At 73.8% G+C, this 25,601-nt stretch carries 23 protein-coding genes; 11 read left to right on the top strand and 12 right to left on the bottom strand.

Annotated elements, in window-relative coordinates; translation table 11 throughout:
- Window positions 1-37: 37 nt before the first annotated feature.
- From ABTX60_RS34050 to ABTX60_RS34035, 4 genes are read right to left on the bottom strand one after another with little or no spacing between them, the layout of a single operon-like run.
- The gene (locus ABTX60_RS34050) at window positions 38-1,168 is read right to left on the bottom strand and encodes an XdhC family protein (protein WP_352100891.1); all 1,131 of its coding nucleotides are present in this window, start codon (window positions 1,166-1,168) and stop codon (window positions 38-40) included.
- A complete protein-coding gene (locus tag ABTX60_RS34045) occupies window positions 1,161-3,272 on the bottom strand; it encodes a xanthine dehydrogenase family protein molybdopterin-binding subunit (RefSeq protein WP_352100890.1) in 2,112 nt (703 codons plus the stop codon). Before ABTX60_RS34045 ends, ABTX60_RS34050 begins: the two co-directional genes overlap by 8 nt.
- Window positions 3,269-4,261, bottom strand: coding sequence for an FAD binding domain-containing protein (locus ABTX60_RS34040; protein ID WP_352100889.1), 993 nt, complete (start codon window positions 4,259-4,261; stop codon window positions 3,269-3,271). Before ABTX60_RS34040 ends, ABTX60_RS34045 begins: the two co-directional genes overlap by 4 nt.
- Entirely contained in the window at window positions 4,258-4,803 is a 546-nt protein-coding gene (locus ABTX60_RS34035) for a (2Fe-2S)-binding protein (protein ID WP_352100888.1), read from the bottom strand. The genes ABTX60_RS34040 and ABTX60_RS34035 overlap by 4 nt, the downstream gene beginning before the upstream one ends.
- Before the next feature lie 255 nt (window positions 4,804-5,058).
- Between ABTX60_RS34035 and ABTX60_RS34030 the strand changes: the two genes are divergently transcribed.
- Window positions 5,059-5,652 carry a TetR/AcrR family transcriptional regulator gene (locus ABTX60_RS34030; RefSeq protein WP_352100887.1) on the top strand — a complete coding sequence of 198 codons (594 nt, stop codon included), beginning with the start codon at window positions 5,059-5,061 and terminating at the stop codon, window positions 5,650-5,652.
- On the opposite strand, the gene ABTX60_RS34025 is transcribed toward ABTX60_RS34030, so the two are convergent.
- The 3 genes from ABTX60_RS34025 to ABTX60_RS34015 all read right to left on the bottom strand — a co-directional run bounded on the left by ABTX60_RS34025 (window position 5,637) and on the right by ABTX60_RS34015 (window position 10,892).
- The gene (locus ABTX60_RS34025; protein WP_352100886.1) at window positions 5,637-6,593 is read right to left on the bottom strand and encodes a hypothetical protein; all 957 of its coding nucleotides are present in this window, start codon (window positions 6,591-6,593) and stop codon (window positions 5,637-5,639) included. The genes ABTX60_RS34030 and ABTX60_RS34025 overlap by 16 nt on opposite strands.
- The gene (locus tag ABTX60_RS34020; RefSeq protein ID WP_352100885.1) at window positions 6,590-8,239 is read right to left on the bottom strand and encodes a serine/threonine-protein kinase; all 1,650 of its coding nucleotides are present in this window, start codon (window positions 8,237-8,239) and stop codon (window positions 6,590-6,592) included. Before ABTX60_RS34020 ends, ABTX60_RS34025 begins: the two co-directional genes overlap by 4 nt.
- Before the next feature lie 160 nt (window positions 8,240-8,399).
- Window positions 8,400-10,892 carry a SpoIIE family protein phosphatase gene (locus tag ABTX60_RS34015; protein ID WP_352100884.1) on the bottom strand — a complete coding sequence of 831 codons (2,493 nt, stop codon included), beginning with the start codon at window positions 10,890-10,892 and terminating at the stop codon, window positions 8,400-8,402.
- 657 nt (window positions 10,893-11,549) lie between these two features.
- On the opposite strand from ABTX60_RS34015, the gene ABTX60_RS34010 reads away from it, so the two are divergent.
- The 3 genes from ABTX60_RS34010 (at window position 11,550) to ABTX60_RS34000 (ending at window position 15,404) form a co-directional block, all read left to right on the top strand.
- Window positions 11,550-12,524, top strand: coding sequence for an alpha/beta hydrolase (locus ABTX60_RS34010; RefSeq protein WP_352100883.1), 975 nt, complete (start codon window positions 11,550-11,552; stop codon window positions 12,522-12,524).
- Window positions 12,525-12,599: 75 nt separating this feature from the next.
- The gene (locus ABTX60_RS34005) at window positions 12,600-13,937 is read left to right on the top strand and encodes a helix-turn-helix domain-containing protein (RefSeq protein WP_352100882.1); all 1,338 of its coding nucleotides are present in this window, start codon (window positions 12,600-12,602) and stop codon (window positions 13,935-13,937) included.
- Between the two features lie 276 nt (window positions 13,938-14,213).
- On the top strand, window positions 14,214-15,404 hold the full coding sequence (locus ABTX60_RS34000) for a CaiB/BaiF CoA transferase family protein (protein ID WP_352100881.1): 1,191 nt from the start codon (window positions 14,214-14,216) through the stop codon (window positions 15,402-15,404).
- A 22-nt stretch (window positions 15,405-15,426) separates the two neighbouring features.
- Here the strand turns inward: ABTX60_RS34000 and ABTX60_RS33995 are convergent, their stop codons facing one another.
- From ABTX60_RS33995 to ABTX60_RS33985, 3 genes are all read right to left on the bottom strand, one after another.
- Complete coding sequence (locus tag ABTX60_RS33995; protein WP_352100880.1) at window positions 15,427-16,407, bottom strand: TerC family protein; 981 nt, start codon at window positions 16,405-16,407, stop codon at window positions 15,427-15,429.
- Window positions 16,408-16,492: 85 nt separating this feature from the next.
- Entirely contained in the window at window positions 16,493-17,137 is a 645-nt protein-coding gene (locus tag ABTX60_RS33990) for a phosphoribosyltransferase (protein WP_352100879.1), read from the bottom strand.
- Between the two features lie 160 nt (window positions 17,138-17,297).
- Window positions 17,298-17,957 (bottom strand): dienelactone hydrolase family protein, encoded by a 660-nt coding sequence (locus tag ABTX60_RS33985; protein ID WP_352100878.1) that lies wholly within the window; start codon window positions 17,955-17,957, stop codon window positions 17,298-17,300.
- Between the two features lie 117 nt (window positions 17,958-18,074).
- Between ABTX60_RS33985 and ABTX60_RS33980 the strand changes: the two genes are divergently transcribed.
- From ABTX60_RS33980 to ABTX60_RS33965, 4 genes are read left to right on the top strand one after another with little or no spacing between them, the layout of a single operon-like run.
- Window positions 18,075-19,082 carry a GlxA family transcriptional regulator gene (locus ABTX60_RS33980; RefSeq protein WP_352100877.1) on the top strand — a complete coding sequence of 336 codons (1,008 nt, stop codon included), beginning with the start codon at window positions 18,075-18,077 and terminating at the stop codon, window positions 19,080-19,082.
- On the top strand, window positions 19,079-19,681 hold the full coding sequence (locus tag ABTX60_RS33975; protein WP_352100876.1) for a DJ-1/PfpI family protein: 603 nt from the start codon (window positions 19,079-19,081) through the stop codon (window positions 19,679-19,681). The genes ABTX60_RS33980 and ABTX60_RS33975 overlap by 4 nt, the downstream gene beginning before the upstream one ends.
- 56 nt (window positions 19,682-19,737) lie before the next feature.
- Window positions 19,738-20,193: an archease gene (locus ABTX60_RS33970; protein ID WP_352100875.1), complete on the top strand. Its 456-nt coding sequence runs from the start codon at window positions 19,738-19,740 to the stop codon at window positions 20,191-20,193.
- A gap of 33 nt (window positions 20,194-20,226) precedes the next feature.
- Entirely contained in the window at window positions 20,227-21,330 is a 1,104-nt protein-coding gene (locus tag ABTX60_RS33965) for a CapA family protein (protein ID WP_352100874.1), read from the top strand.
- A gap of 45 nt (window positions 21,331-21,375) precedes the next feature.
- Here ABTX60_RS33965 and ABTX60_RS33960 read toward each other — a convergent pair whose 3' ends face one another.
- The gene (locus tag ABTX60_RS33960; RefSeq protein WP_352100873.1) at window positions 21,376-22,395 is read right to left on the bottom strand and encodes a sigma-70 family RNA polymerase sigma factor; all 1,020 of its coding nucleotides are present in this window, start codon (window positions 22,393-22,395) and stop codon (window positions 21,376-21,378) included.
- Between the two features lie 107 nt (window positions 22,396-22,502).
- Between ABTX60_RS33960 and ABTX60_RS33955 the strand changes: the two genes are divergently transcribed.
- Together ABTX60_RS33955 and ABTX60_RS33950 are read left to right on the top strand one after the other, a co-directional pair.
- Window positions 22,503-22,955, top strand: a complete 453-nt coding sequence (locus ABTX60_RS33955) for a YbhB/YbcL family Raf kinase inhibitor-like protein (protein WP_352100872.1) — start codon at window positions 22,503-22,505, stop codon at window positions 22,953-22,955.
- 142 nt (window positions 22,956-23,097) lie between these two features.
- Window positions 23,098-24,357 carry an MFS transporter gene (locus ABTX60_RS33950; RefSeq protein ID WP_352100871.1) on the top strand — a complete coding sequence of 420 codons (1,260 nt, stop codon included), beginning with the start codon at window positions 23,098-23,100 and terminating at the stop codon, window positions 24,355-24,357.
- Between the two features lie 77 nt (window positions 24,358-24,434).
- Here the strand turns inward: ABTX60_RS33950 and ABTX60_RS33945 are convergent, their stop codons facing one another.
- Complete coding sequence (locus ABTX60_RS33945; RefSeq protein WP_352100870.1) at window positions 24,435-24,863, bottom strand: VOC family protein; 429 nt, start codon at window positions 24,861-24,863, stop codon at window positions 24,435-24,437.
- A gap of 319 nt (window positions 24,864-25,182) precedes the next feature.
- Here ABTX60_RS33945 and ABTX60_RS33940 point away from each other — a divergent pair, with 319 nt between their 5' ends.
- Entirely contained in the window at window positions 25,183-25,557 is a 375-nt protein-coding gene (locus ABTX60_RS33940) for a peptidase M23 (protein WP_352100869.1), read from the top strand.
- Window positions 25,558-25,601: the final 44 nt, after the last annotated feature.

The raw sequence follows: 25,601 nt of genomic DNA, 5'->3' as shown, positions 1-25,601 counted from the left end.
CTGCGGCTGCGGCTACGGCTACGGCTACGGCTCGCACTCAAACCGACTGGGGCTGTGGCTCGCTCGCAGGCCGGTGGATCGGCCTGCCCGAGCCGGTGAGCGACTCCCCCGTGCCGCCGTGCCGTACCGCGACGATCTCCGCCGCGATCGACACGGCGGTCTCCTCGGGCGTACGGGCGCCCAGATCCAGGCCGATCGGAGACCGGAGCCGGGCCAGCTCGCGCTCGCTCACGCCCGCGTCCCGCAGCCGCCGTCGGCGGTCCTCGTGGGTGCGGCGGGAGCCCATGGCGCCGATGTAGGCGACGGGCAGCCGCAGCGCCTCCGTCAGCAGGGGGATGTCGAACTTCGCGTCGTGGGTGAGCACGCACAGCACCGTGCGCCCGTCGGTCCCGGTGCGCCGCAGGTAGCGGTCGGGCCAGTCGACGACGATCTCGTCGGCCTCGGGGAAGCGGGCCCGGGTCGCGAAGACGGGGCGGGCGTCGCACACGGTGACGTGGTAGCCGAGGAACTTCCCCGCCCGTGCCAGGGCCGCCGCGAAGTCGATCGCACCGAAGACGATCATGCGGGGCGCAGGGGCGGCCGACTCGACGAGCAGCGTGAGACCGCCGGGGCAGTGCGACCCGTCCTCGGAGAGTTCCACCGTGCCGGTGCGCCCGGCGGCGAGCAGGGCCCGGGCCCCGTCGAGCGCGGCGCGGTCCAGGTCCGGCGCGCCGCCGAGACCGCCGTCGTACGAGCCGTCGGGGCGGACCAGCAGGGCTCGGCCGAGGAGGCCGGACGGGCCGCGGACCACCCGGGCCAGGGCCACGGGGTCCTGCCGGGCGGCGGCCGCCAGCGCGACCGTCTCGGCCGGACGTCCGCCCCGGAACGGTGTGATCATGACGTCGATCGTCCCGCCGCAGGTCAGTCCCACCGCGAAGGCGTCCTCGTCGCCGTAGCCGAACCGCTCCACCACGGTCTCGCCGTCCTCGAGAGCCTGGAGGCACAGCTCGTACACCGCTCCTTCCACGCAGCCCCCGGAGACCGAGCCGACGGCCGTGCCGTCGGCGCACACGGCGAGCGCGGCGCCGGGAGGGCGCGGGGCGCTGCCGCCGACGGCGACCACCGTGGCGACGGCGAAGTCCCGGCCCTCCTCGATCCACCCGTGCAGGCTCTCCGCGAGATCAAGCATCGCCGCCCGCCAGCACGCGGTCGGGCCGGATCGGCAGGTTTCGGTGGCGTACGCCGGTCGCGTGCCACACCGCGTTGGCGACCGCCGCGGCGGCGCCCACGATGCCGACCTCGCCGATGCCCTTGATGCCCACCGGGTCGTCCGGGTCGGGGTCGTCGACCCAGTCGGCCTCGATGTGCGGTACGTCGGCGTGCGCGGCGACGTGGTATCCGGCGAGGTCGGCGCCGTAGAGGCCGCCGCTCGCCCGGTCGCGGACGGCTTCCTCGTGCAGGGCCATGGAGATGCCCCAGATCATGCCGCCCACGAACTGGTTCCGGGCGGTGAGCGGGTTCACGATCCGGCCGGCCGCGAAGATGCCCAGCATGCGCCGGACGCGGATCTCCCCGGTGGCGGGGTCGACGGCGACCTCGGCGAACTGCGCACCGAAGGAGTGCCGCTCCTTGCGGGCGAGGGCGCCGACGGCCTCGGTCGTGTCCGACCGAACGGTGATGCCCTCCGGCGGGATGTCGGCGCCGGGCACGAGGCTCCGGCGCAGCTCCCCGGCGGCCGCCGTGACGGCCCAGCCCCAGGAGCGGGTGCCCGCCGAGCCGCCGGCGATCATCGCGGGGCCGAGGTCGCTGTCCCCGATCCGCACCCGGACACGGTCCGCGGGCGCCTCCAGGGCGTCCGCGGCGATCAGGGTGAGCGCGGTCCTCGCGCCGGTGCCGATGTCCGCGGCGTTGACCCGCACCGTGAAGGTGCCGTCCGCCTCTGCGGTCACGGCCGCCGTGGACGGCATGGCCATCGCCGGGAAGGAGGCCGCCGCGATCCCCGTGCCGAGCAGCCAGCGGCCCTCCCTGCGCAGGCCGGGCCGCGGATCCCGCCCGTCCCAGCCGAACCTGCGGGCGCCTTCCCGGAAGCAGGCGATCAGGTTGCGGCTGCCGAACGGCAGCCCGGACACCGGGCCGACCGCGGGCTCGTTGCGGACCCGCAGCTCGATCGGGTCGACGCCGCAGCGCTCGGCGAGTTCGTCGAGCGCCGACTCCAGCGCGAACGAGCCCGGCGCCTCGCCCGGGGCACGCATCCAGGTCGGGGTGGGGACGTCGAGCTTCACGAGCCGGCTGGCCGTGTGGTGAGCATCGGCGGCGTACATCGACCGGCTCGCCGCGGCGCTCGGCTCGACGAAGTCGTGCACGGTCGAGGTCTGGTTCAGGGACCGGTGCTCCAGGGCGCGCAGCCGCCCGTCCGCGTCGGCGCCGAGCCTGACCCGCTGGGCGGTGGGGCTGCGGTGGCCGGCGAGGGAGAACATCTGCCGGCGAGTCAGGACGACCCGGACAGGGCGCCGCAGCACGGTCGCGGCCATCACGGCGGCCACCTGGTGCGCCCGGGTGCCCTTGCTGCCGAAGCCGCCGCCGACGTGCTCGGAGCGGACCCGCACGGACGCCGGGTCGAGGGAGAAGAGGTTCGCGAGCTCGTCGGCGACCCAGCCGGTGCCCTGGTTGGAGTCGACGACCTCCAGCCGGCCGCCCTCCCACCGGGCCGCCGCCGCGTGGGGCTCCATCGGGTTGTGGTGTTCCTCGGGAGTGGTGTACTCGGCGTCCACCAGGACGGCGGACGCCGCCAGTTCGGCCTCCAGGTCGCCCTTCGCCACCACGGCCGGCAAGTGCCCGTCGAGCGGGTAGGCCTCGGCCTCGCGCCGCGCGGAGAACGCGACGTCGTGCGGCTCCGGGTCGTAGTGCACCACGAGGGCCCCGGCGGCCTCCCGGGCCTGCTCGGACGTCTCGGCGACGACCAGGGCCACCGGCCAGCCCATGTGGGGCACCCGGTCGTGCTGGAAGAGGCCGGTGCTCGGGTCCGGCGCGACGCCCATCATGCCGGTGAAGGCGGTGTCGACGCGCGGGGCGTTGCCGTGGTGGAGCACGGTGAGGACGCCCGGCATCGCGAGCACGGCGTCGGTGTCCGGGGCGCGGACGCGGCCGCGGGCCACGGTCGACAGCACCAGCCAGCCGTGGGCGAGGTCCGCGAAGGGGATCTCGCCGGCGTAGCGGGCCGCGCCGGTGACCTTGTCGCGGCCTTCGACGCGGGTGTGCGCGGTGCCGGTGTTGCCCCGGGTGGCGGTGGTCATCGGGCGGCCTCCTCGGCGAGTTCGCTCAGCACGGCCACGACGAGGTTGCGCATCAGGGTGACCTTGTATCCGTTGTGGGGCAGGGGCCTGGCGGCCGCCAGTTCGGCGTCCGCGGCGGCCGCGAAGTTCCGGGCGTCGGCCGGGGCGCCGGTCAGGACACGTTCGGCCGTGCGGGCGCGCCAGGGGTGGGAGGCGACCGCGCCGAACGCCAGTCGCACGTCGTGGACATGGCCGTCACGGACGTCGAGCGCGGCGGCGACGGAGCCGATGGCGAAGGCGTACGAAGCCCGCTCGCGCACCTTGCGGTAGCGCGAGTTGGCCGCCGTGGCAGTAGCCGGGAGGGTGACGCCGGTGATGAGTGCGCCCGGCGGCAGGGCGGTCTCCAGATGCGGGGTCTCCCCCACCGGAAGGTAGAAGTCGGCGAGCGCCGACTCGCCCGCTCCGGCAGCCGTTTCGTACGACACGCTCGCATCGAGGGCGGCCAGTGCCACGCCCATGTCGGAGGGGTGGGTGGCCACACAGTGGCCGGAGGCGCCCAGGACGGCGTGATTGTGGTGCTCGCCCGTGATGGCGGGACAGCCGCTGCCGGGATCACGCTTGTTGCAGGGGGAGTCGACGTCGGCGAAGTAGCCGCAGCGGGTGCGCTGGAGGAGGTTGCCGCCGACGGTGGCCATGTTGCGCAGCTGCCCGGAGGCTCCGGCCAGCACCGCCTGCGCCAGGGCAGGGTAGCGGCGCCGGACCTCGGGGTGGGCGGCCAGGTCGCTGTTGGTGACCGTCGCCCCGATGCGCAGCCCGCCGTCCTCGGCCGGCTCGACACGGTTCAGGGGCAGTTCGCGTACGTCCACGAGCCGGGCGGGCCGTTCGACGCCGGTCTTCATCAGGTCGACGAGGTTGGTCCCGCCGCCCAGGTACCGGGCCTCCCCGTCGCCGTCGAGCAGCGCCACGGCGCCGGAGACGTCGTACGCCCGCTGGTAGCCGAACTCCCTCATGCTGCCGCTCCCTTGGTCTCTTCGGCGGCCCGGGCCACGGCCTGGACGATCGACACGTAGGCGCCGCATCGGCACAGGTTGCCGCTCATGCGTTCGCGGATCTCCTCGGGGGTCAGCGGCGGTGGTCCCGCCTCGGGCCGGACGTCGCCGGTCACCGCGCTCGGCCAGCCGGCCGCGTGCTCCTCGATCACGGCGATGGCCGAGCAGATCTGGCCCGGTGTGCAGTAGCCGCACTGGAAGCCGTCCAGGTCGAGGAACGCCTGCTGCACGGGGTGCAGTCGCTCTCCCTCGGCCACGCCTTCGATGGTGGTGACCTCGCGCCCCTCCGCGGCCACGGCGAGCTGGAGGCAGGCCAGGCTGCGGCGGCCGTCGAGCAGGACCGTGCAGGCACCGCACTGGCCCTGGTCGCAGCCCTTCTTGGTGCCCGTCATGTCGAGTCGTTCGCGCAAGGCGTCGAGCAGGGTGGTGCGGTGGTCGACGGTCAGCGTGTACTTCTCGCCGTTGACGGACAGGGTGAGGTCGCTGGACGTCGATGGGGGCATGGAAGCCTTCTCTCTGACATCGCCGGGTAAGGGGCGGGCGCTGCGGGTGGTGGTGCCGGTCCGCGAAGGGGCGGATGCGGGGCGCGCCCGCGCGCGGCGCGTCCGGCACGGGCTGTCCGTCGGCACGGGCTGTCCGCACGGGTGGCCCGCCGATACGATGAAGCAAGCGGACAGTTGTCCGCTCCTGTGGAAACGTAACGGACAACTGTCCGCTTAGCAAGGTCCGGTTTCGGCCGCGGCCCGCGAGGAGTACGAGTGCGGCAGAAGAAGGACGCCCCTCTGCGCTCGGACGCGCAGCGCAACCGCGAGCGCATCCTGGCAGTGGCGCTGGAGGAACTGACACGTTCGGCGGACGTCCCGCTGAGCGCGATCGCCAAGAAGGCGGGCGTCGGGCAGGGCACCTTCTACCGCCACTTCCCCACCCGCGAAGCACTCGTGCTGGAGCTCTACCGGCACGAGATGCAGCAGGTCGCCGACACCGCGGCACCGCTGCTGGAGAGCCGGGAGCCCGACCGGGCGCTGCGCGAATGGATGGACCGGCTGGCGCGGTTCGCCCTGGCCAAGGCGGGCCTGGCCGATGCGATCCGCCAGGCCACCAGCGCACCGGGGCAGCCGGCGAAGCCCGGGCACGCACCGGTGACCGAGGCGGCCGAGCTGCTGCTCCGGGCCGCGGAGGAGGCCGGCACAATCCGCCCGGGGATCACCGCGGACGACCTCTTCCTCCTCATCGGCGGGCTCTGGACGCTGCCCGCCGGCACCGACTGGCAGCCCCGCGCCACCCGCCTGCTCGATTTCGTGATGGACGGGCTGCGCGTGGGGGCGGCTGCCGGACGTCAGGGACAGTCGTAGGTGAAGCCGGCGGTGACCGTGCGCGGAGCCCCGGAGAGGATGCGCAGTTCCGCCCGGGCCGCCCGGTGCCCCGTGCCCTGGAAGGTCCAGCGCAGGTGCAGGCGTGCCTGTCGCTGCCCCGGGGCCAGCACCTCCTTGAGCACGCCCGAGGCGGTGCCGTCGCTCCGGATCCAGCGGTAGGACAGCGTGCCCGGGCGGCCGTTGGTGGTGACGAGGGCGACGAGGTCCGCGGTGCCGTCGCAGCCCAGGGACGTCGGCCGGGCCGTGACCGACGCCGTGCTCACCGCCAGGGGCGGCCCGAGGCGCTGCCACGCGAGGAACGTGAGGACGCAGAGGACGACCAGCGCGGGCAGGGCGTGCCTGCGCAGCCGTCGCTCCCGGGGCGCGGGAGGCGGCGGGACGGCGGGGAGTGTCCGGTGGGTGCGGTGGTGAACGGCGGCGCTCACACCCGGGCCAAAACGCAGCACGGTTCCCTCGGCCCGGTCGGGGGACGTCGGCCGGGCAGGCGGCTTCTCCGTCGCCGCCTGCTCCGCGGCGGTCTCGTCGGCTCCGGGCCGCTGGATCCAGTGACTGGCGAGGACGGTGGCGCTGTACTCCCCCTCGACCCCGAGCGTCCGCCTCCCATCGGCGGAGCTCCCCGGCACCTCGGCCTGTTCACCGGCGGGACCGAGCACGGCGGTCTCTTCGCCGGCAGGACCGAGCACGGCGGTCTGCTCGCCGGCAGGACCGAGCACGGCGGTCTGCTCGCCGGCACGACCGAGCACCGCAGTCTCTTCGCCGGCGGGACCCAGCACCGCGGTCTCTCCGCCGGCACGACCCAGCACCGCGGTCTGCTCGCCGACGGGGTCCAGCACCTCTGTCCGCTCACCCGCGGAGCCCGGCACCGCTGTCCGCTCGTCGTCGGTCGGCTCGGTCGTGCGGTCGTCGTGGTGTGCGGTCATCGCAGGTCGCACCGCCTCGTGAGGAGTTGCTGCGAGGCGCCGCCGTCGGCGGCGGCCGGAGTCGTGGTGGCCTGCACCGTCCAGTAGCAGCCGAGGTTCAGGAAGGTGTGGTCGACGCTGAGCGTGTACTGGGTGGCGCCGCTGCGCTCGAAGGTCTGGGACGCGCCGTCCGCCGTGCCCGGCTGCCCCGCGGTGTCGCCCGTGAACCACGAGACGGTGATGGAGACCGGGCCGGTGCCGTCCGTGGTGATGCCGAGGGTCGCCGTGGCGGTCGTGGGGCCCGTCTGCCGGAAGGCCGACACGGTGACGTCCTTGACGGCGGGACCGGTGGGCGGGGCCGTGGTCGTCGGCGTCGTCGCGGTGGGGGGTGCGGTGCTCGTCGCGGCGGGAGCGGTGGCCTCCTCGCCACCGGGCGGGGCGGCGGAGGCCGTGGGGGCACCGGTGGCGGTGGTAGTCGGGGCCGAGGCCGGCGGGGTGGGGGACGGCGACGGGGTGACCGAGGCCGTGGCGGTGGCTGACGGGGAGGAGTCGGCCGGGGCGGCAGATGCCGCCGGGCCCGCGCCGGACCCTGCGCCGGTGGTGGCCAGGGCCTGCGCCGTCTGCGCCGCGGCCCCGGGGTCGTACGGCAGCCCGTACGTCAGGAGGGCACCGAGGAGTACCGCGGCGGCGGACACGAGCACTCCGGGGCGGCCGGGCAGCCAGGGGTGGGCCCGGCCGGGGCCCGGCGTCCGGCTCAGCACGGTGCGAGCGGTGTCCGTGGTGCTCCGGGGGGCCGTGCGGGCCGAGGGAAGGAGCAGCGGCAGCAGGGCCGCCAGCGCGGCGAGCCTTCCACGGCCCCGCTCCTCCCAGTCGCTGCCGTAGGCGGCGCCGGCGACCGCCTCCAGTTCGAGGACGAACGCCTCGGCCTGCGCGGGCCGTCCCGCCGGGTCCTTGGCCAGACCGCGCCGTACCAGCTCCCGCACCGCCTCGGGGGCCTCCTCGGCGGGGACGGGCGCGTCGAGGTGCCGCAGCGCCAGCTCCGCGAGGTTGTCGCCGTCGTACGGTTTGTGCCCCGTCAGGCACTCGAAGAAGGTGGCCGTGGCCGCGTAGACGTCGGAGGCGGGCGAGGCGGGTGCACCGGTCCACTGCTCGGGGGCCATGTAGGAGGGGGTTCCCGCCACCCCGGCGCTGGTGCCCGCGTCCACGGCGATGCCGAAGTCGACGAGCTTGGAGGACCCGTCGGGTACGACCAGGACGTTCTCCGGCTTGTAGTCGCGGTGGACGACGCCGAGGCGGTGCGCGTCGGCCAGGCCGAGCAGCGATCCCTTGAGGACGACGAGCGCGGCCTCCGCGGCGAGGGGGCCCTCCCGCCTCAGCAGCGTGCGCAGCGGGACGCCGTCGACCAGCTCCATCACGATGGCGGCACCGCCCGGGCTCTCCACGTACTCGTACAGCCCGGCGACATGAGGGCTCTCCAGCCCGCCGAGCAGCCGTGCCTCCGCCCGGAAGTCGCGCACGAATCCAGGTCGGGTACGCAGCGACTCGCTGAGGTACTTCACGGCTACCGGCACGCCGGTCTCCTCGTGCACGGCGAGGACGACCCGGCCGCTCGCCCCGGCCCCGAGTTCGAGCGACTCGGTGTATCCGGGCACCGCCCATGTGTTCATTTCCAGCCCCCCAAGGCGGCCGCTCCCCAGCGGCCGGCCACGTTCGGAGACACATTTTTCAGCCACTTCGGTTGCGTGGCCAGAAGTGTGCGCGATGCGTGCCCGGACCGTGACAGAGACGCGGTCGTGCCGCCGGAGACCGTGCGCCGGTGGCGCCCGCTCAGGCTCGGAGCCCGTTCGTTTCCGGGCCGGGCACACCGAGCAGGAGCAGCGTGACGTCGTCGTCGGAGGTGTCCGTGTCCGCGATGAGGGTCCTGACCAGGCGGTCCGCCGCTTGGTCGAGGGTGCCCGGGTCGTCCACGGGGGCGCCCTTCAGCGCGATGTCGACGGTGCGCGTGAGGACGTCGACCTGCGCCTCGATGTCGGTGCCGGGCCTTTCGACCAGCCCGTCGGTGTAGAGCACGAGGGCACTGCCCGGGGGCAGCGGCCTGGTCGCCTCCTCGAACGGCACGCCGTGTCCGGCGTCGTTGACGCCCAGGGGCACGCCGACGGGTGAGGTCAGCCGGCAGGCCGGACCGTCGGGCGGCAGGGCGATGACCGGCAGGTGGCCCGCCGAGCACAGGGTGACCTCGTGCCTGCTCTGGTCCAGGACCAGGTAGACGCAGGTGACCAGCTGGCCCGCCAGGTCGCCGACGAACGTGTCGAGGGCGCTCATCAGCCCGCTGGGCGTGGCGCCCGTGCGGGCCAGGGCGTGGGAGGCGGCGCGCAGTTGCCCCATGACGGCCGCGGCTTCCAGGCCCCGGCCCATCACATCGCCGATGAGGACGCCCGTGCGGCGCCCGTCGAGGGGGATGACGTCGAACCAGTCGCCACCGACTCCGGGGTCCTGGACGGACGCCAGGTACCGGTAGGCGCACGGCAGGTACGCCAGGCGGGGCGGCTCCCCCATGAGGCTGTGCTGCAGGGTGTAGGCGATACGCCGCTGCTGCTCGTAACGCTCGGCGCGTTCGGCCTCCAGCCGTCGGCGCTCGGTGATGTCCCGGACGGTCAGGACCACCAGGGTCTCCTGTTCGGACCGCAGGCTGCTGACGCTCACCTCGACGGGGAACTCGGAGCCGTCGCCGCGCAGCCCGAACAGGTCCGTGTCCAGGACCGTCGGCTTCGGAGCACGCCGGCGGAAGTACGCCTCCAGGAGGGCACCGTGCCGCCGGCGCCGGGCGGCGGGCACCAGGCCGATCACGTCGGTGCCGACGAGGTCGCCCGGCACGCGTCCGAACAGGCGTTGCACCTGCGGGTTGGCCATGAGGACGGTGCCGCCGCCGTCGGTGATCAGGGTGGCGTCGGGAGCGGCCTCCAGCAGGGCGAGGAACCGCCGGTGCGAGCGCTGGACCTCGCGCTGCGCCGCGACCCGTTCGGTGATGTCGGTGACGACCCCGCACAGGGCGTAGGGCGTGCCGGAGGCGTCCTTGAGCGGGAACAGGGTGGAGAGGACCTCCCGCGGACCGCCCGGCAGGGCGAGTTGTTCCTCTCGTTGCACGGGCCTGCCCTCCGCGAGCATCGCGAGGTCGGCGGCTCGCGCCTGGCGCGCGAGGTCGGACGGCATGACGTCGTCGTCCCGGCGGCCCAGGACCTGGTCCCGGGACAGGTCCAGGCTCTGCTCGAACGTCGTGTTGACGGCCAGGAAGCGGCCGTCCAGGTCCTTGATGAACACCACCGCGGGCGTGTGGTCCATGAAGGCCTGCAGCAGCTCGTTCTGGCGCACCTGCCATTCGAGTCGGCCGTGCGCCACCTCGACACGACGGCCCACGGCCAGGGTCGCGAAGATCACCGCCGTGAACACGGCCACGTGGCCGCAGACGAGCAGCGCGGTGCCCAGCCGCGACCCGAAGACCCCTTCGTCCTCACCCGCCAGGGTGGCCAGGCCCAGCAGCGGCGGCACGATCAGGACGGTGACGAACAGCCATCGTCCCAGGGCGCCCGTCGTCCCCGCGTTCAGCAGCAGCCCCGCGCAACCCTCTCCCGGACGGGCCAGGAAGAGCGCCGTCCCCAGCAGCACCAACGCCACCGCGGTGTGCAGGGCCATGCCGGAGTAGGGGCCGAACTGCTCCAGTTGTGGCACCGCGTAGGCGGCCCCGTACAGCCTCAGCATGCCGAGAGCTCCGACGGCCAGTCCCAGGATCTGACTCACCCAGGCGGGAACCCGGGGCGCGCCGGCACAGAGGGAACCCGCGCCCGCGGCTATCAGCGCCGCGGTCGTGTTCGGCGCCATCCGGCCCGGCGGGTCCGTTCCCTGGTGGGCGGTGTCGTCCGCGAAGAGCAGCTCGTCGATCCCCAGGTCCGCCCCGGTCGCGTACTCCGCGAGGGTGAGCGCGCCGAGCAGGGCGACCAGGACCGCCGCCACGCGGGAGACAGCGAGCGTCCCCGGGCGGGCGCCGCCTCGTACGACCGCGTACAGGGAAAGGCCGAGCGCCATGAGAGCCACGGCGGTGTTGGCCTTCATGGCCACCGCGGCGCCGGGCAGCACTTGCTTCAGGCCATCGGCCCCCGAGATCCATCCGATGAGGCTCACCAGGCCCAGCAGACCGGCCGGCAGGGCCGCGGCTCGGGCCACCCGGTGCGCTGTGGCGAGAGCGCGTGGGCGGAACGGCAGCCCGTCGGCCTGCTCCGCGCCGTGCGCGCCAGGCAGCCCGGGCGTCTGCTGCTCCGTCGTCACCGCATTCTCATCCCTGCTGAATGACTACCAAACCGCATCAAACAGCCTAAGTAATAGGAAAGGGTATAGCTGTGAAGGGCGGCGGGCCCTGTGAGACGGGTGGGCTTTATGAGACCGCTGGGTCCTGTGAAGTGGCTGAGCCGCGAGGGGTGAGGTGGGCTGCGCCCGGCGAAGTGGCTGGGCAAGGCAGGTGGCTGAGTCATGCGAGGTGGCTGGGCCCCGAGGGGGCTGGGGCCTGCGAGGGCGGCTGGCCATGCGAGGCCCGTGGCGCGAGCCCTGTAAGGGGCGGATCCGGAACAGGGGGACTCACCCCCCGTGGGCCGTCGCGGCCACTGAGTCTTGGAGGCCCGCCGCCGAGTCGTGAGACGGTTCAGCCCGCCGAGGCGGCTGAGCCACGGTGCTGAACCGCGAGAGGTGCTGAGCCCCTGGTTGAGCCGCTCGTTCCCGCCGCGTGGGTTCGGCAGGCCGCTACCCTGACCGCCGAGTCCGGCGGCGGACACCCGCAGTCGCTGCCACGCTCGCCCCGGCCCGTCGCCCGCCCCCGTGGCACCACCCGCCGTGCGGCGGGCGGTTTCCGCCGTCCGGCGGCGTCCCCGGATCTGCCACGGGCCCGACCATGGCTGCACGAGCCGCCGCGACCTCGCGTGAGGAGACGCCATGACGCATGTTCCGCCCCCGTTCGACCCCGAACTCGCCGCCGCCCTGGAGCTGATCAAGGACGTGATCAGCCCGGGGCTGACCCCCGACGAGATCGCCGAGGTGCGTCAGGGTCCTGGCATCCAGCTGCTGGCCGAGCTCGACCTGACGATGGGCGGGGTGTTCGAGGTGGAGGACCGGCGGGTGCCGGGGCCGCAGGGTGAGCCGGACGTCTCCCTGCTGATCTGCCGCCCCGCGGCGCCGGAGAGCGCCGGGCCGCGCCCCGTGATCTACCACGTGCACGGCGGGGGCATGGTCCTCGGGAACAACCGGGTCGGCGTCGACGTACCGCTGGCCTGGGCGCAGGCGATGGACGCGGTCGTGGTGTCCGTGGAGTACCGGCTGGCGCCGGAGCATCCGCATCCCGCGCCGGTCGAGGACGTGTACGCCGGGTTGGTGTGGACGGCGGACCACGCCGCCGAACTCGGCGCGGACCCGGAGCGGATCGTCATCGCGGGCGCGAGCGCCGGGGGCGGGCTGTGCGCGGCCCTGGCCCTGCTCACCCGGGACCGCAAGGGGCCGCGGCCGATCGGGCAGGTGCTGATGTGCCCGATGCTCGACGACCGCAACGACACGCCCTCGACGCATCAGATGGCGGGCCTCGGGGTGTGGGACCGCACCGCCAACGAGACCGGCTGGAGCGCGCTGCTCGGCTCGCGCCGCGGTGGCCCCGACGTGCCGGCGTACGCGGCACCGGCCCGCGCCGAGGACCTGACCGGCCTGCCTCCCGCCTTCCTCGACGTGGGCTCGGCGGAGACCTTCCGCGACGAGGTCGTCGCCTATGCCTCGCGCATCTGGCAGGCCGGCGGAGTGGCCGAGCTGCATGTGTGGCCGGGTGGCTTCCACGGCTTCGACGGGTTCGCACCCCAGGCGGCGGTGTCACAGGCGGCACGGGGAGCCCAGGTCGCCTGGCTTCGGAGGTTGCTCGGCGTATGAGGGGGCTGCGGGTCAGGCGAAAGCCCCCGCACTCCGACCGACCGCGAAAGCGGCCGCGTACCGCACCATGGCTCTATGAAAGAGCTGGCCGGGCGGCTGACCGCCCTCGACCCGGATGCCGGTGCGGCGGTCCGGGTCATCGCCTACTTCGACCGCCTGGCCGAGTCCAGGGCGGGTGTGGAGGCACTCGTGCGCGGCGCCGCCGTGCTGGCCGGCTGCCCGGCGCGGCTGGTGGATCCGGAGCGGCGTGTGCACATGAGGGTGGAGGCCGACGGCACCCGGCGTGACGGAGAGGCCGCGCCGGACCCGGCCTGGCCCTGCGCGCGGCTGAGCCCCGACAGTGCGGCGGTGCTGTGGCTGGAGCGGGGAGCGGGCGAGGCCGAGCCCCGGGGCACCGCGGCGAACGGACTCGACGCCGAATACGCCCGGGCTGTGCCCGAGACCGCCGACGCGCAGCATGTGGCGGTCGCCCCCAGCGTCGTCGACGCCGTGATCCTGGAACGGGCCGCCGGTGCCGTACGGCTCGTCCTCGACCGCACGCGCGGCCGGGCACCGGCCGACGATCCGGCACTGGTCGAGACCCTCCTCGACGCCACGGCCCCCGAACAGGCCCGGCTGCACGCCGCGCGCCGCCTCGGTCTGGACCTCGCCGCCCACGCCCGGGCTCTCGCCCCGCTGAACGGCCGGCCCCGGGTGGTACCCGCCGATGCGGGGCCCGTTCCGCAGACCGGTCATCCGTCCGCGGAAGGCAACGGCCGGCCCGGACGCGGCCTCACGAGCCCGGCGGCGGGGGCCGTATCCGATCCCCGGGGCGGCGCAGGGGTGCTCCCTCCCGCAGCTCGACCGGCCACCCCGGTACCGAACGCCGCGCGTCCCGGGGCCGGCTCGACCGCGTCCTCCGCCGGTCTCCACCCCACTCCGACCCGCCTCGACCCCCCTTCCGAGGGACCCCACCGCACTCCGGCGGGCTCCCGCTTCCCCGCCGGGCGCCTCGGTGTCGGGCCCGCCGTGCCCGTGCTGGAGCTGCCCAGGTCCTGGGACGGGGCCCGTACCGCCCTGCGGTTCACCGCCGAGGGCACCCCGCAGGATCCCGGGCCCTCGGTCGTCCACGCCGACGAGCTGGGCGGCATCGCCCTTCTCGCCCGTCTCGTCGCGCCGGGTTCCGAGCCGCCGGAAGACGTCCGTGCCCTGGAGACCGCCGCCGCGACCGCCCCCTGGCTGCCGGCCACCCTGCACGCGGTCGCGTCCACGTCGAGCCTGCGGGCGGCTGCCGCCGAGATCAACGTCCACCACTCCACGCTCCAGGACCGCCTGTCCCAGGCCGAACACCTCCTCGGCTGGCCGGTCCGCACGCCACAAGGACGGCTGCGCCTGCAACTGGCCCTCACGATGCGCAGGCTGGCCCGGCCATGAGCGTCGCGGGTTCGCCGTGTCCGCCGCATCCCCGGCCATGGGCATCGCGCAAGCCCTCACCGTGCCCCCGCGCGCTGGTGAGGAACTCGCAGGGCCGCCGTGGCCGCCACCCGGCCATGACCACCCGCACGCCCACGAACCGCACGTCAGCGACATCGCCGCCCTCCGAAACCGTCCGTCGGCGTGATCCGGATCGCGTCGGCGGCATGCCCTCCGGCTGTCCTCCTGGGGCAGACTGTCCGGGCGCCCTCCGTACACGATTCGGGAGCTTGAGGCATGAGCGTGCAGCGGTACCCCCTGGCCGGGGTCACGGTGGTCAGCCTGGAGCAGGCCGTGGCCGCGCCCTACGCCACACGGCAGCTCGCCGATCTCGGGGCCCGGGTGATCAAGGTGGAGCGGCCGGGCGGCGGTGACTTCGCCCGCCGGTACGACACGACCGTGCACGGGCACTCCAGCTACTTCGTCTGGCTCAACCGCTCCAAGGAGTCCCTCACCCTCGACCTGAAGGACCCCCGCGGTCACGAGATCCTGCACGACCTCCTCGACGGCGCCGACGTCTTCGTGCAGAACCTCGCCCCGGGAGCCGCCGCCCGGCTCGGTCTGGACGCCGCGACCGTCACCGGCCGCCGGCCCAACCTGATCCCGTGCACGATCTCCGGCTACGGCACGACCGGCCCCTGGTCCGACCGCAAGGCCTACGACCTGCTCGTGCAGTGCCAGACCGGGCTGGTGTCACTGACCGGAACCCCCGAGGGCACCGCCCGGACCGGGATCTCCGTCGCCGACATCGCCGCCGGGATGTACGCCTACAGCGGCGTCCTCACCGCCCTGTACACCCGCGCCACCACCGGCGAGGCCCACCCCGTGGAGGTCTCGCTGTTCGAGGCGCTCGCGGAGTGGATGGGCCAGCCCGCCTACTACACCCGGCACGGCGGCACCCAGCCCCCGCGCCTGGGCACCCAGCACGCCACCATCGCGCCGTACGGCACATACCCCGCCGCCGACGGCAAGGACGTGCTGTTCTCCATCCAGAACGAGCGGGAATGGGTCGCGCTGTGCGCGGAGTTCCTCGGCCGCCCCGAGCTGGCCGAGGATCCGCGGTTCGCCACCGGCTCCGACCGCGTCGCCCACCGCGAGGAGCTCAACGCCGTCGTCGCCGAGCGTTGTGCCCGCTCCGGTTCCGACGAGCTCCTCAAGGACCTGGAGCGCATCGGCATCGCCTGTGCCGGGGTCAACGACGTGGCCGCCTTCCTGGACCATCCCGTACTGGCCGCCCGGGGCCGCTGGAGCGAGGTCGAGGTGCCGGGCGCCACCGTGGAGGCGCTGCTCCCGCCCGCCGACCTGGCGGGTCTGCCCGCGCGCATGGACCCCGTACCGGCCGTGGGCGAGCACACCGGGGCGATCCTCGCCGAACTGGGCCGCACCGAAGAGGAAGTGGCGGCCCTGCGCGCGGACGGGGTCGTCTGACGACAGCCCCCTGCCCCGCCGCCTAGCGGGTCTCGGCGGCAGCGTCTCCCGCAGCCTCGGCCTCCTGCTGCTTCGACGCGCGCAGGCTCGTGAACGTCGTGACCGCCAGGACCAGCACGATGAAGCCCAGCGAGAACGGAATACCGATCTCGGGAACGTGGACGCCCGACTCGTGCAGCGCGTGCAGCACCAGCTTCACGCCGATGAACCCGAGGATGATCGACAGGCCGTAGGAGAGGTGGACCAGCCGCTTCAGCAGGCCGCCGATGAGGAAGTACAGCTGGCGCAGGCCCATCAGGGCGAAGGCGTTCGCGGTGAACACGATGTACGGGTCCTGGGTCAGGCCGTAGATGGCCGGGATGGAGTCCAGGGCGAACAGCACGTCGGTGGAGCCGATGGCGAGCATCACGACCAGCATGGGGGTCATGATCCGCTTGCCGTTCTCGGTGATGAACAGCTTCGTGCCGTGATAGCGGTCGGCCACGCCGAAGCGCTGCTCCGCCATCTTCAGCAGCTTGTTCTCCTGGTACTCCTCGTCGTGGTCCTGCTTGCGGGCGTCCTGGACCAGCTTCCAGGCGGTCCAGATCAGGAAGGCGCCGAAGAGGTAGAAGACCCAGGAGAAGGCGGAGATGATCGCCGCCCCGGCCGCGATGAACACCGCCCGCAGCACCAGGGCCACCAGGACGCCGATCATCAGCACCCGCTGCTGGTACTGCGACGGCACCGCGAACTTCCCCATGATCAGGACGAACACGAAGAGGTTGTCGACGCTGAGCGACTTCTCGGTGATGTATCCGGCGAAGAACTCGCCCGTGGGCCCGCTCCCACCCGTGAACCACAGCCCCACGCCGAACAGCACGGCCAGGACGACCCACACCACCGTCCACGTCCCGGCTTCCCTGATGGACACGTCGTGCGGCTTGCGGCCGACGAAGAAGTCGACGGCGACGAGCACGCACAGGGCGGCCACGGTCAGCAGCCACACGGCCGGCGAGACGTTCACTTGTTACTCCTGATGCAGGTGTGGGGAGGGGACATCCTTGTCCGCTGTGGCTGGTTTCCGCCACCCCTGTCAGGTGAACAGCGGGTCAAAGCTGCACGTGCAGCGCTTCCATCACGTCCTCGTCCGTCAGCTGGTCGAAGTTCTCGTACCAGAGGCCCACGGCCATGAACGCGGCCGGCCGGTGCAGGCAGATCACCTCGTCGGCCTCGGCGCGCATCGAATCGGCGCCCTCCGGGGAGCAGACGGGCGCGGCCAGCAGCACCCGCGCGGGGGCCTGGCGGCGTACGAAGCGCAGCGCCGCGCGGGCCGTGGAACCGGTCGCCAGGCCGTCGTCGACGACGATCACGGTCCGTCCGCGCAGGTCCGGGGCCGGCCGGCCCTGCCGGTACAGCCGTTCGCGGCGCCGCAGTTCGGCGCGCTCCCGCTCGATGACGGGGGCGAGGGCGGCCTCGCCGATACCGAGATACCGCAGCGCGTCCTCGTCGAGGAGCGGCACCTCGTCCCCGGCCATCGCGCCGACGCCGAGTTCCTCCTGGTGGGGCGCCCCGATCTTCCGTACGACGAGCACGTCGAGCGGGGCGTCCAGCGCGGCGGCCACCTCGCGCGCCACGGCGACCCCGCCGCGGGGCAGAGCGAGGACCAGCGGGTCGGGCAGGTCCCCCGCGCGCTGCCGGGTGCGCAGCGTTTCGGCCAGTTCCCCACCGGCCTGCCGGCGATCACGGAACCGCATGACGGTCACCTCCGCTTCCCTCACGAAAGAGGCCCCCGGCCGGTTCGGCCCCGCTCCCGTCCGGTCCGGCTGCCGTCCTGGGCCCGTCCGGCTGCCCCTCCGGTCCAGCTCCCGCGTACCCCCGCGCCCACCGGACGATGCGCGCCTTGCGGACCGGCGGTCATCGGCCCGTGGCCGTCCTCAGCTGCTCGTCGCACCACTGCCGGGCGGCCTCGGTGACCTGGTCGAGTGCGCCGGGTTCCTCGAACAGGTGGGTGGCGCCGGGTACCACATGGAGGGTGTGCGGGGCGGGCAGCCGCCGGGCCGCCTCCTCGTTGAGCCGCAGCACATGTGTGTCCCGGCCGCCCACGATGAGCAGCACCGGGACGCGCACGGCGTCCAGGGCGCCGTCCGCCAGGTCGGGCCGTCCGCCGCGTGAGACGACCGCCCTCACCCCCTCGGGGCGTCGGGCCGCGGCGACCAGGGCCGCGCCCGCACCGGTGCTGGCGCCGAACAGGACGACGGGCAGGCCCGAAGTGTCCGGGTCCCGCGCCAGCCAGTCGAGGGCGGCCACCAGCCGGCGGCCCAGCAGGGGGATGTCGAAGCGGAGTTCGGCGGTGACGACGTCCCGGCGTTCCTCCTCCTCGGTGAGCAGGTCGATGAGCAGGGTGCCGAGCCCGGCGGTACGCAGGCCGGCGGCGACCTCGCGGTTGCGGGGGCTGTGCCGGGAACTGCCGCTGCCGTGCGCGAACAGCACGACTCCGCGGGCGCCCGGCGGCACGATCAGGTCGCCGGTGAGGCCGGCGCCGTCGGCGGGCAGGGTGACCGTCCGGGAGATCATCGTCAGCCTCCTCTCCCCCGCTCCTCGTGGTACCCACGCCTGGCCGGACGTCCCATGGCGCGATCTGTGGGATGCGTGTCGTTGACGCCGCAGGGAGCCCCGGTGGAGCGTGAGGGCGTGACCGATCGCCGCACCGTCTTCGTCGTCTTCGACGGCTTCCAGCCGCTCGACCTCACCGGACCGCACGAGGTGTTCCACAGCGCGGGCGGGTACGCCTGCGAGGTCGTGGGGACCAGGGCGGGGCCGGTCCGGTCGGTCAGCGGACTGGTCATGGAGGCCGCGCACGGCGTGGACGATGTCGACCCGGCCGGCACGGACACCCTCGTGGTGGTCGGCGGTCACGGCGTCGACCGGGCCCGGCAGGACAGGGAGCTGGTCGCCTGGGTCACCGCCGCGGCGGCCGGTGCCCGGCGGGTGGCCTCGGTGTGCAGCGGGGTCTTCCTGCTGGCGGCCGCGGGGCTGCTGGACGGGCGGCGGGTCACCACGCACTGGGCCCGCGCGGAGCAGCTGACCCGGGAGCATCCCGAGGTGCGGGTGGACTGCGACCCGATCTTCGTCCGGGACGGGCGGGTGTGGACCTCGGCCGGAGTGACGGCGGGGATGGATCTGGCGCTCGCCCTGGTGGAGGACGACCTCGGCCGGGACGCCGCACACGAGGTGGCCCGTCGGCTGGTGCTCTTCCTGCGCCGTCCGGGCGGCCAGTCGCAGTTCAGCGTGGCGCTGTGGTCGCGGCAGCCGGCGACCGACCCGGTGCGGGCCGCCGTCACCGCGGTCCACGCCGACCCCGGCGCCCGGCACGACGTCGCCGGTCTCGCCGCGCACGCCGGGCTGAGCCCGCGTCAGCTGCAGCGCCGGTTCACCGCCGAACTCGGTGTGCCCCCGGCGGCCTACGTCGAGCAGGTGCGTGTCGAGGCGGCCCGGCGGGCGCTCACGGAGGGGGACGAACCGGTCGACGCCATCGCCCGCCGCTGCGGCTTCGTCACCGCCGAGACCCTGCGCCGCACGTTCCACCGCCGGCTCGGTGTCGCGCCGTCGGACTACCGCGCCCGGTTCCGCTCCGCCACACGGCCCTCGGGGCCTCCGGGGCCCCGGGCAGATTCCGCAGAGGAAGGACGTACCGCATGACCACCTACGGACTGCTGGTCTTCGAGGACGCCGAGGAGCTCGACTTCGTGGGGCCCTGGGAGGTCTTCACCGTCTCCGCCCGGCTCCGGGACGGCGCCGACACGGCCGTGCTCGTCTCCGAGCACGCCGGGCCCGTGCGCTGCAACAAGGGCCTGCGTGTCCTGCCCGACCACACCCTCGACGACCATCCGCCGCTGGACGTGCTGCACGTCCCGGGCGGGCTGGGTGCCCGGGAGACACAGTCGCGCAACCCGGTGGTCACCGACTGGATCGGGAAGACCGCGGAGCGGGCCGCGTGGGTGCACGGCGTGTGCACCGGCACGTTCCTGCTGCACGCCGCCGGACCCGCCCGCGGACGCCGGGTGGCGACGCACTGGAGCCAGGAGGAGACCCTGGAGGCGCGGGGGGACGTGACCGTGGTCCGGGACGCCCGCTACGTGGTCGACGGCAACCTGGTCACCAGCCAGGGTGTCTCGGCCGGTATCGACAGTGCGTTGTGGCTGGTCGGGCGGTTGCACGGCCGGGAACACGCGCGGGCCGTGCGGCGGTACATCCAGTACGAGCCGGCGCCGCCGTACCTCGCGGACGAGCCCGTCTGATCCGCCGGTGCGGCGTGGGGCCGCATGGGTGGGCGAGCCTCGGGCAGGCGATGTTCATGGGCGGTGACACGGGCGACGGAGGGCAAGGGCGGCAGCCGGGCGAGTGCGGGCACCGGGCGGTGCCGCATCCCGGCGACATCCGGATCGAGGCGTGGGCGGCGTGCAGAGAGCACTGTCTGGCGGAGGCCGTCCTGGCGATGGTGGAGTGCTTCGCGGACGTCTCCCGGGTGCGGCCCACCGCCGTGGACCGGGTCCGTCTGCCCGAGGCCAGCGACGACGATCTGCTCGCCGGGCTGTTGGACGAGGTCATCTTCCGGCTGGAGGCGTACGGCCAGGTGCCCGTGGACGTGGAGGCCGACGAGGCCGACGGCGGCCTGGACGTACGGCTGGCGGTCACCGGCCTCGCCGACGTGGAGATCACGGGCGCGATCCCGACGGCGGTGGCGTGGAACACGCTGCGGATCGGGCCGGATGCGTACGGGTGGTCGTGCGCGGTGAGGGTCGACGCCTGACTCCGGCGGCCGGGGTGCGCCTACCGTGGAGGAGTGGGCGGCGCGGTAGTGACGCTGTTCCTGTGCGGTGACGTGATGCTCGGGCGCGGCGTCGACCAGATCCTCGCGCATCCCGGTGACCCGGCACTGCGGGAGGCGTACGTCGAGGACGCCCGGTCCTACGTCCGGCTGGCGGAGTCGGCGCACGGCCCGGTGCCCGTGCCGGTGGCCGCGTCGTGGCCGTGGGGTGCGGCGCTGCGGGTGCTGGACGAGGCCGCTCCGGACGCACGGATCGTGAATCTGGAGACCTCGGTTACGTGCGCCGGTACGTTCGCGTCCGGCAAGGAGATCCACTACCGGATGCACCCGGCGAACCTGCCGGCGCTGGCGGTGGTCCGGCCGGACGTGACCGTTCTCGCCAACAACCACGTCCTGGACTTCGGCCGGACGGGACTGCTGGAGACCCTGGACGCCCTGGCCCGGGCGGGGCTGCGGACGGCGGGCGCGGGACGCGACGCCGACGCGGCGTACGCGCCCGCCGTCGTCCCGCTCGCCGGCGGCCGCCGCCTGCGGGTGTTCGCCCTCGGGGCGGGCTCCAGCGGCATCCCGTCCGGCTGGGCGGCGAGGGCGGACCGGCCGGGCGTCGCGTATCTGCCCGATCTCTCGCCGGCCACGGCCCGAGCCGTGGTGCGGCGGCCGGGCCGGTCCGGTGACCTCACCGTGGTGTCCGTGCACTGGGGCTCGAACTGGGGGTATCACGTCCCCCGGGAGCAGGTCCGCTTCGCGCACGCGCTGATCGACGGCGGAGCCGACGTCGTCCACGGGCACTCCTCGCACCATCCCCGCCCGCTGGAGGTGTACCGGGACCGGCTGATCCTCTACGGCTGCGGCGACTTCGTCGACGACTACGAGGGCATCTCCGGCCACGAGGAGTACCGCGACGACCTGCGCTTGGCCTTCCTCGTGTCGGTCGAGGCGGACAGCGGGCGGCTGGCGGGGCTGCGCATGGTGCCGCTCCGGGTCCGGCGGATGCGGCTGGAGCCCGCCTCCCGCAAGGACCGTTCCTGGCTGCGCGCCACGCTGGACCGGATCAGTGGCGGGGCGGTGGTGCGGGAGGCGGCGGACGGTTCGCTGATGCTGGCGGCGCCGGACGCCTGACGTGGGCGGCCGAGCGAGAGCCGGCGTGGGAACCGACGTTCGAGGTCAGCCCGCCCATGCCACCAGCCGTTCGCGGCTCTCGGGCTCCCGCAGGCGGGCGAGCGACTCCTTCTCGAGCTGGCGCACCCGCTCCCGGGTGAGACCGACCCGTCCGGCGACCTCGTTCAGCGTGCGGGTGTGCCCGTCGTGCAGCCCGTAGCGCAGGCTGAGGATCATGGCCTCGCGGGGCGCGAGCGTGCCGACGGCCTCACGCAGTTCCTCGGCGAGCGCCCGGAACTCGGCCACTTCCGGGGCCTGGAGGACCTCGGTGTCGGCGATGAGGTCGCCGACGACGGTCTCGCCCTTCTCGTCGACCGGAGTGTCGAGGCTGACCGCGTCCCGTCCGACGTGGCGCAGCCAGCCGATCCGGTCCTCGGCGAGGCCGCTCTCCCGGGCCACTTCCTCGATGCTCGGCTCACGATCCAGCTCGAGCCGCAGCCGCCGCTCGACCTTGGCGATCTTCTGCAGCTGCTCCACGACGTGCATCGGCAGCCGGACGGAGCGCGCGTGCGCGGCCAGGCCCCGTTCGATCGCCTGCCGGATCCACCAGGTGGCGTACGTCGAGAACTTGAAGCCCTTGGTGTGGTCGAACTTCTCCACGGCCCGGATCAGCCCCAGGTTGCCCTCCTGGATGACGTCCAGCAGGGGCAGACCGCGGTGTGCGTGCCGTTTGGCCATCGACACCACGAGGCGGAGGTTGGCCCGGACCATGTGGTCCTTGGCGGCCTGCCCGTCGCGGACGGCCCCCTCCAGTTCCCGGCGCCGCCTCGCCGTGAGGTCGTGCTCGCCGGCGTCGGCCCGGTCGAGTTCCTCCAGCGCCCGTACGCCGGTCTCCATCCGCCGGGCCAGGCGTACCTCGTCCTCCGCCGTGAGCAGCGCCGTCGCCGAGATCTGTGCGAGGTACTGGCCGAGGAGGTCCGGCTCCTCGTCCGGCTCGGGGATACGGCTGCGCAGCCGGGCGGTGCGGGCGGGGGCGCGCCGGTCCTCGCGGACGTCCGCGGCTGGGTCTTCTGCCAGGGGAGACATCGTCGGGTTCCTCCCTCTCCCGTCTCGTTCCGGCTCGCCCTGGCGGGTACCCGGGCGAATCGGCCCGAACCGTGTGCCCCGGCACCCTTAGGGGTACCCCGGGGCACATGACCGGCATCGAACTCAGCAGCAACGCGTTCAACGACCATGCCTTCATCGCGCGCCGGTACGCGTACGAGGGGCCCAACGTCTCTCCGCCGCTGGCCTGGAGCGGCGTACCGGACGACGCGGCGGAACTGGTCCTGCTGTGCGAGGACCCCGACGCCCCGTCGGGCACCTTCGCGCACTGGGTCGTGGTCGGCATCGACCCGCACAGCGACGGCGTCGAGGCCGGGCAGATCCCACCGGGCGGTACGGAGCTCGTCAACGGCTACGGCCAGCACGGCTGGGGCGGCCCGCATCCCCCGCCGGGTGACGACGCCCACCACTACTTCTTCCGCCTCTACGCGCTGTCCGAGCCGTGTGTCCTGCCCGACGCACCGGGCGCGGACCAAGTGCACGAGGAGGTCGAGAAGCGCCGCCTCGCGGACGGGACGCTGGTGGGGCTGTACCAGCGCTGAGCCCTCCACGCCCGGTACCGCGCATCACAACGGTCGGTTGTGGCGCGAATGCCGGGCGGTTGTTTGCCCGGCCCGCCCACTCTCGCTTGGATGACAGCCGGACAACGCCGGGTTGTCCACGGGAGCGGGGAGTGCGCCGGGTATGGCGGGCAGACGGTCGCTGGGGCGGCGGTTCGGGTGGCTGTGGGGCGCGTACGCGGTCAGCACGGCCGGGACATGGCTCGCGTTCGACGCGTTCGCCCTGATCGCGGTTCTGGCGCTGGATGCCGGTCCGGCGCAGGTGTCGCTGCTGGCCGCGGTGGGACCGGCGGTCGGTGCGGCGGTGTCCGTGCCTCTGGGGCCATGGGTGGAGATCCGCCGCAAACGACCGGTGATGATGGCGACGGACCTGGTCCGGTGCGCGGTACTGCTGAGCATCCCCGCGGCGTTCGCGCTCGGCCGGCTCACCTTCGGCCAGTTGCTGCTGGTGTCGATCGCCGTCGCGGCGGCCGACATCACCTTCAACGCGGCGGCCGGGGCGTTCCTGAAGGACTTGCTGCCGCGGCAGGACCTGCTGGTGGCGAACGGGCGGTTCGAGGCGACGACCTGGACCGCCAGCATGCTCGGCCCGCCGCTGGGCGGCGCCGCGATCAGCCTGTTCGGTCCGGTGACGACGGTGCTGGCCGACGCGGTGAGCTATCTGCTCTCGGCGCTCGGCCTCCGGGCGATCGGCGACGGCGGGAAGCGCCCCGTGCGACCGCACCCCGCGGTGACCCGGCCGGGGGACCTGCTGGAGGGCTGGCGCCACATCCTGGCCGATCCGGTACTGCGCCCGCTCTTCTGCAACTCGCTCCTCGTGAACTCCCTGATCATGGCGGCATCCCCGCCACTGCTGATCCTCATGGTGGACGATCTGCACTTCGCCCCCTGGCAGTACGCCCTCGCCTTCGCGGTGCCCTGCACCGGCGGCCTGCTCGGCTCCCGCCTGGCCCCGCGCCTCGTCGCGCGCCACGGCGGGTACCGGGTGCTGCTCACCGCCGGGGCGCTGCGGGCCTGCTGGCCGGTCGGCCTGGCCTTCACCGGCCCCGGCACGCCCGGTCTGGTGCTGGTCATGCTGGTCGAGTTCGGCCTGATCACGTGCTGCGCCGTGTTCAATCCGGTCCTCGCCACCCACCGTCTCGATCGCACCCCCACCGGCCGGGTCACCCGCACCCTGGCCGCCTGGTCGGCCATCGGCAAGGCCACCACAGCGACGGTCACCGCCCTCTGGGGTGTGGTGGCCGCCTGGGCCGGTCCCCGGGCGGCCATCGCGCTGGCCGGTGCACTGCTCCTGTTCACGCCGCTGCTGCTGCCCCGCCGGGATCACACGCCGGGGGCCGGCCTCGAACGGGCGGGCGTCGCTGTGGAGTCGGAGGGCGGCTGACCGGCGGCCTGGCCCGCTCACCGGGTGGGTCCGGGACGGACGCGGCAACGCCCCGCCCCGGACCGGCCGGGTCCGGCTCAGACCGCCCCGGGCACGTCCTCGGTGACACCGTTCAGCGCGGAGGCCGGATCCGTGCCGTAGGGGCGGGTGAGGATCTCCAGGCCGTGGCCTGCCGGGTCGAGGAAGTAGACACCCCGGCCGCCGTCGTTGCGGTTGATGCGGCGGGGGTGGTTGCCGTGCGGGTCGGCCTGGATGGGGATGCGGGCCTCGACCAGGCGGGCCAGGGCCTGGTCGAACTCTTCCTCGGAGACGAGGAAGGCGTAGTGCTGCATGGGGATGTCGGCGTCGATGGTGAGGAAGTCCAGCGTGACGCCGTTGGCGGTGGTCACCGGCAGGAAGACCCCGGTCGGTGCCCCGACCTCCAGTCCCAGGATCTCGGCGAGGAAACGAGCGGACTTCTCCCGGTCACGGGACAGGACGATGGTGTGATTGAACTCGACTGACACGGTTGAATGCCTCCACGGGCATCTCCGCGGCGCCTCCATGCCTCACCCGGACGGTGACCGGCACGCGATGCCGCGCGGTGGATCGTAGACAGCGGTCGTGGGAGTCGTCGAGCTGTTTTTTCGGCCGTGTTCGAGGCCGTCGGCGGGTGCTCCCTCCCTGCCGTCCCAGCCCGGTCCTGACAATTGTCAGGACCGCGTCGGCGCGGGGCTCCCTACAGTTCTGAACGTCGGCGAGCCGCCCGCCCCGGTGGCCGTCCGAGCCGGATCAGGACCACGTCCGGCACCCCTTTCCCGCCTTCGTCCTTCGGGGGACAGACACATGAAGCGACTGATCAGCCGTACCGCCATGGGCCTCGCGGTGACCGCGCTCGCCGTCGGCGGTCTCGCCACCACGGCCCAGGCGGCCCCGGCCACCGCCAACGGCGGCGACCCGACGCTCACCGACGTCTACATCTGGGCCACCGACGTCAATCTGCGCCAGCAGCCGACCACCGACTCCCCGCGGCTCGCGGTCCGTTCGCAGTGGTGGGCGGACGCCCTGTGCCAGAAGCAGGGCCAGACCGTGCACGACCCGGCGGTCGGCACCAACAACTGGTGGACCGCCGTCATGGAGTTCTCGGGCAGCGACATCGCCTGGGTGAACAACCTGTACATCCGGGGCGGCCAGAAGATCGCCGGGGTTCCGGACTGCTGACGCACCTCCTCTCCACACGCCTGCGGCGGGCCACCGTGAGACCG

Source organism: Streptomyces sp. NPDC126510, from assembly GCF_040302345.1.
In the GTDB taxonomy this organism is placed as follows: Bacteria; Actinomycetota; Actinomycetes; order Streptomycetales; family Streptomycetaceae; genus Streptomyces.
The sequence above is the reverse complement of the archived record's forward strand: the minus strand, read 5'-3'. Positions and strand labels throughout refer to the sequence as shown.

What these genes read in the sequence shown, in the direction of transcription:
- ABTX60_RS34000 (WP_352100881.1), top strand. Translation starts at nt 14,214, where the DNA reads ATGAGCGTGCAGCGGTACCCCCTGGCCGGGGTCACGGTGGTCAGCCTG.
- ABTX60_RS33940 (WP_352100869.1), top strand. Translation starts at nt 25,183, where the DNA reads ATGAAGCGACTGATCAGCCGTACCGCCATGGGCCTCGCGGTGACCGCG.
- ABTX60_RS33975 (WP_352100876.1), top strand. Translation starts at nt 19,079, where the DNA reads ATGACCACCTACGGACTGCTGGTCTTCGAGGACGCCGAGGAGCTCGAC.
- ABTX60_RS33955 (WP_352100872.1), top strand. Translation starts at nt 22,503, where the DNA reads ATGACCGGCATCGAACTCAGCAGCAACGCGTTCAACGACCATGCCTTC.
- ABTX60_RS34035 (WP_352100888.1), bottom strand. Translation starts at nt 4,803, where the DNA reads ATGCCCCCATCGACGTCCAGCGACCTCACCCTGTCCGTCAACGGCGAG.
- ABTX60_RS34025 (WP_352100886.1), bottom strand. Translation starts at nt 6,593, where the DNA reads ATGACCGCACACCACGACGACCGCACGACCGAGCCGACCGACGACGAG.
- ABTX60_RS34045 (WP_352100890.1), bottom strand. Translation starts at nt 3,272, where the DNA reads ATGACCACCGCCACCCGGGGCAACACCGGCACCGCGCACACCCGCGTC.
- ABTX60_RS33960 (WP_352100873.1), bottom strand. Translation starts at nt 22,395, where the DNA reads ATGTCTCCCCTGGCAGAAGACCCAGCCGCGGACGTCCGCGAGGACCGG.
- ABTX60_RS34040 (WP_352100889.1), bottom strand. Translation starts at nt 4,261, where the DNA reads ATGAGGGAGTTCGGCTACCAGCGGGCGTACGACGTCTCCGGCGCCGTG.
- ABTX60_RS34020 (WP_352100885.1), bottom strand. Translation starts at nt 8,239, where the DNA reads ATGAACACATGGGCGGTGCCCGGATACACCGAGTCGCTCGAACTCGGG.
- ABTX60_RS34050 (WP_352100891.1), bottom strand. Translation starts at nt 1,168, where the DNA reads ATGCTTGATCTCGCGGAGAGCCTGCACGGGTGGATCGAGGAGGGCCGG.
- ABTX60_RS33950 (WP_352100871.1), top strand. Translation starts at nt 23,098, where the DNA reads ATGGCGGGCAGACGGTCGCTGGGGCGGCGGTTCGGGTGGCTGTGGGGC.
- ABTX60_RS33990 (WP_352100879.1), bottom strand. Translation starts at nt 17,137, where the DNA reads ATGCGGTTCCGTGATCGCCGGCAGGCCGGTGGGGAACTGGCCGAAACG.
- ABTX60_RS33985 (WP_352100878.1), bottom strand. Translation starts at nt 17,957, where the DNA reads ATGATCTCCCGGACGGTCACCCTGCCCGCCGACGGCGCCGGCCTCACC.
- ABTX60_RS34010 (WP_352100883.1), top strand. Translation starts at nt 11,550, where the DNA reads ATGACGCATGTTCCGCCCCCGTTCGACCCCGAACTCGCCGCCGCCCTG.
- ABTX60_RS34005 (WP_352100882.1), top strand. Translation starts at nt 12,600, where the DNA reads ATGAAAGAGCTGGCCGGGCGGCTGACCGCCCTCGACCCGGATGCCGGT.
- ABTX60_RS33970 (WP_352100875.1), top strand. Translation starts at nt 19,738, where the DNA reads ATGGGCGGTGACACGGGCGACGGAGGGCAAGGGCGGCAGCCGGGCGAG.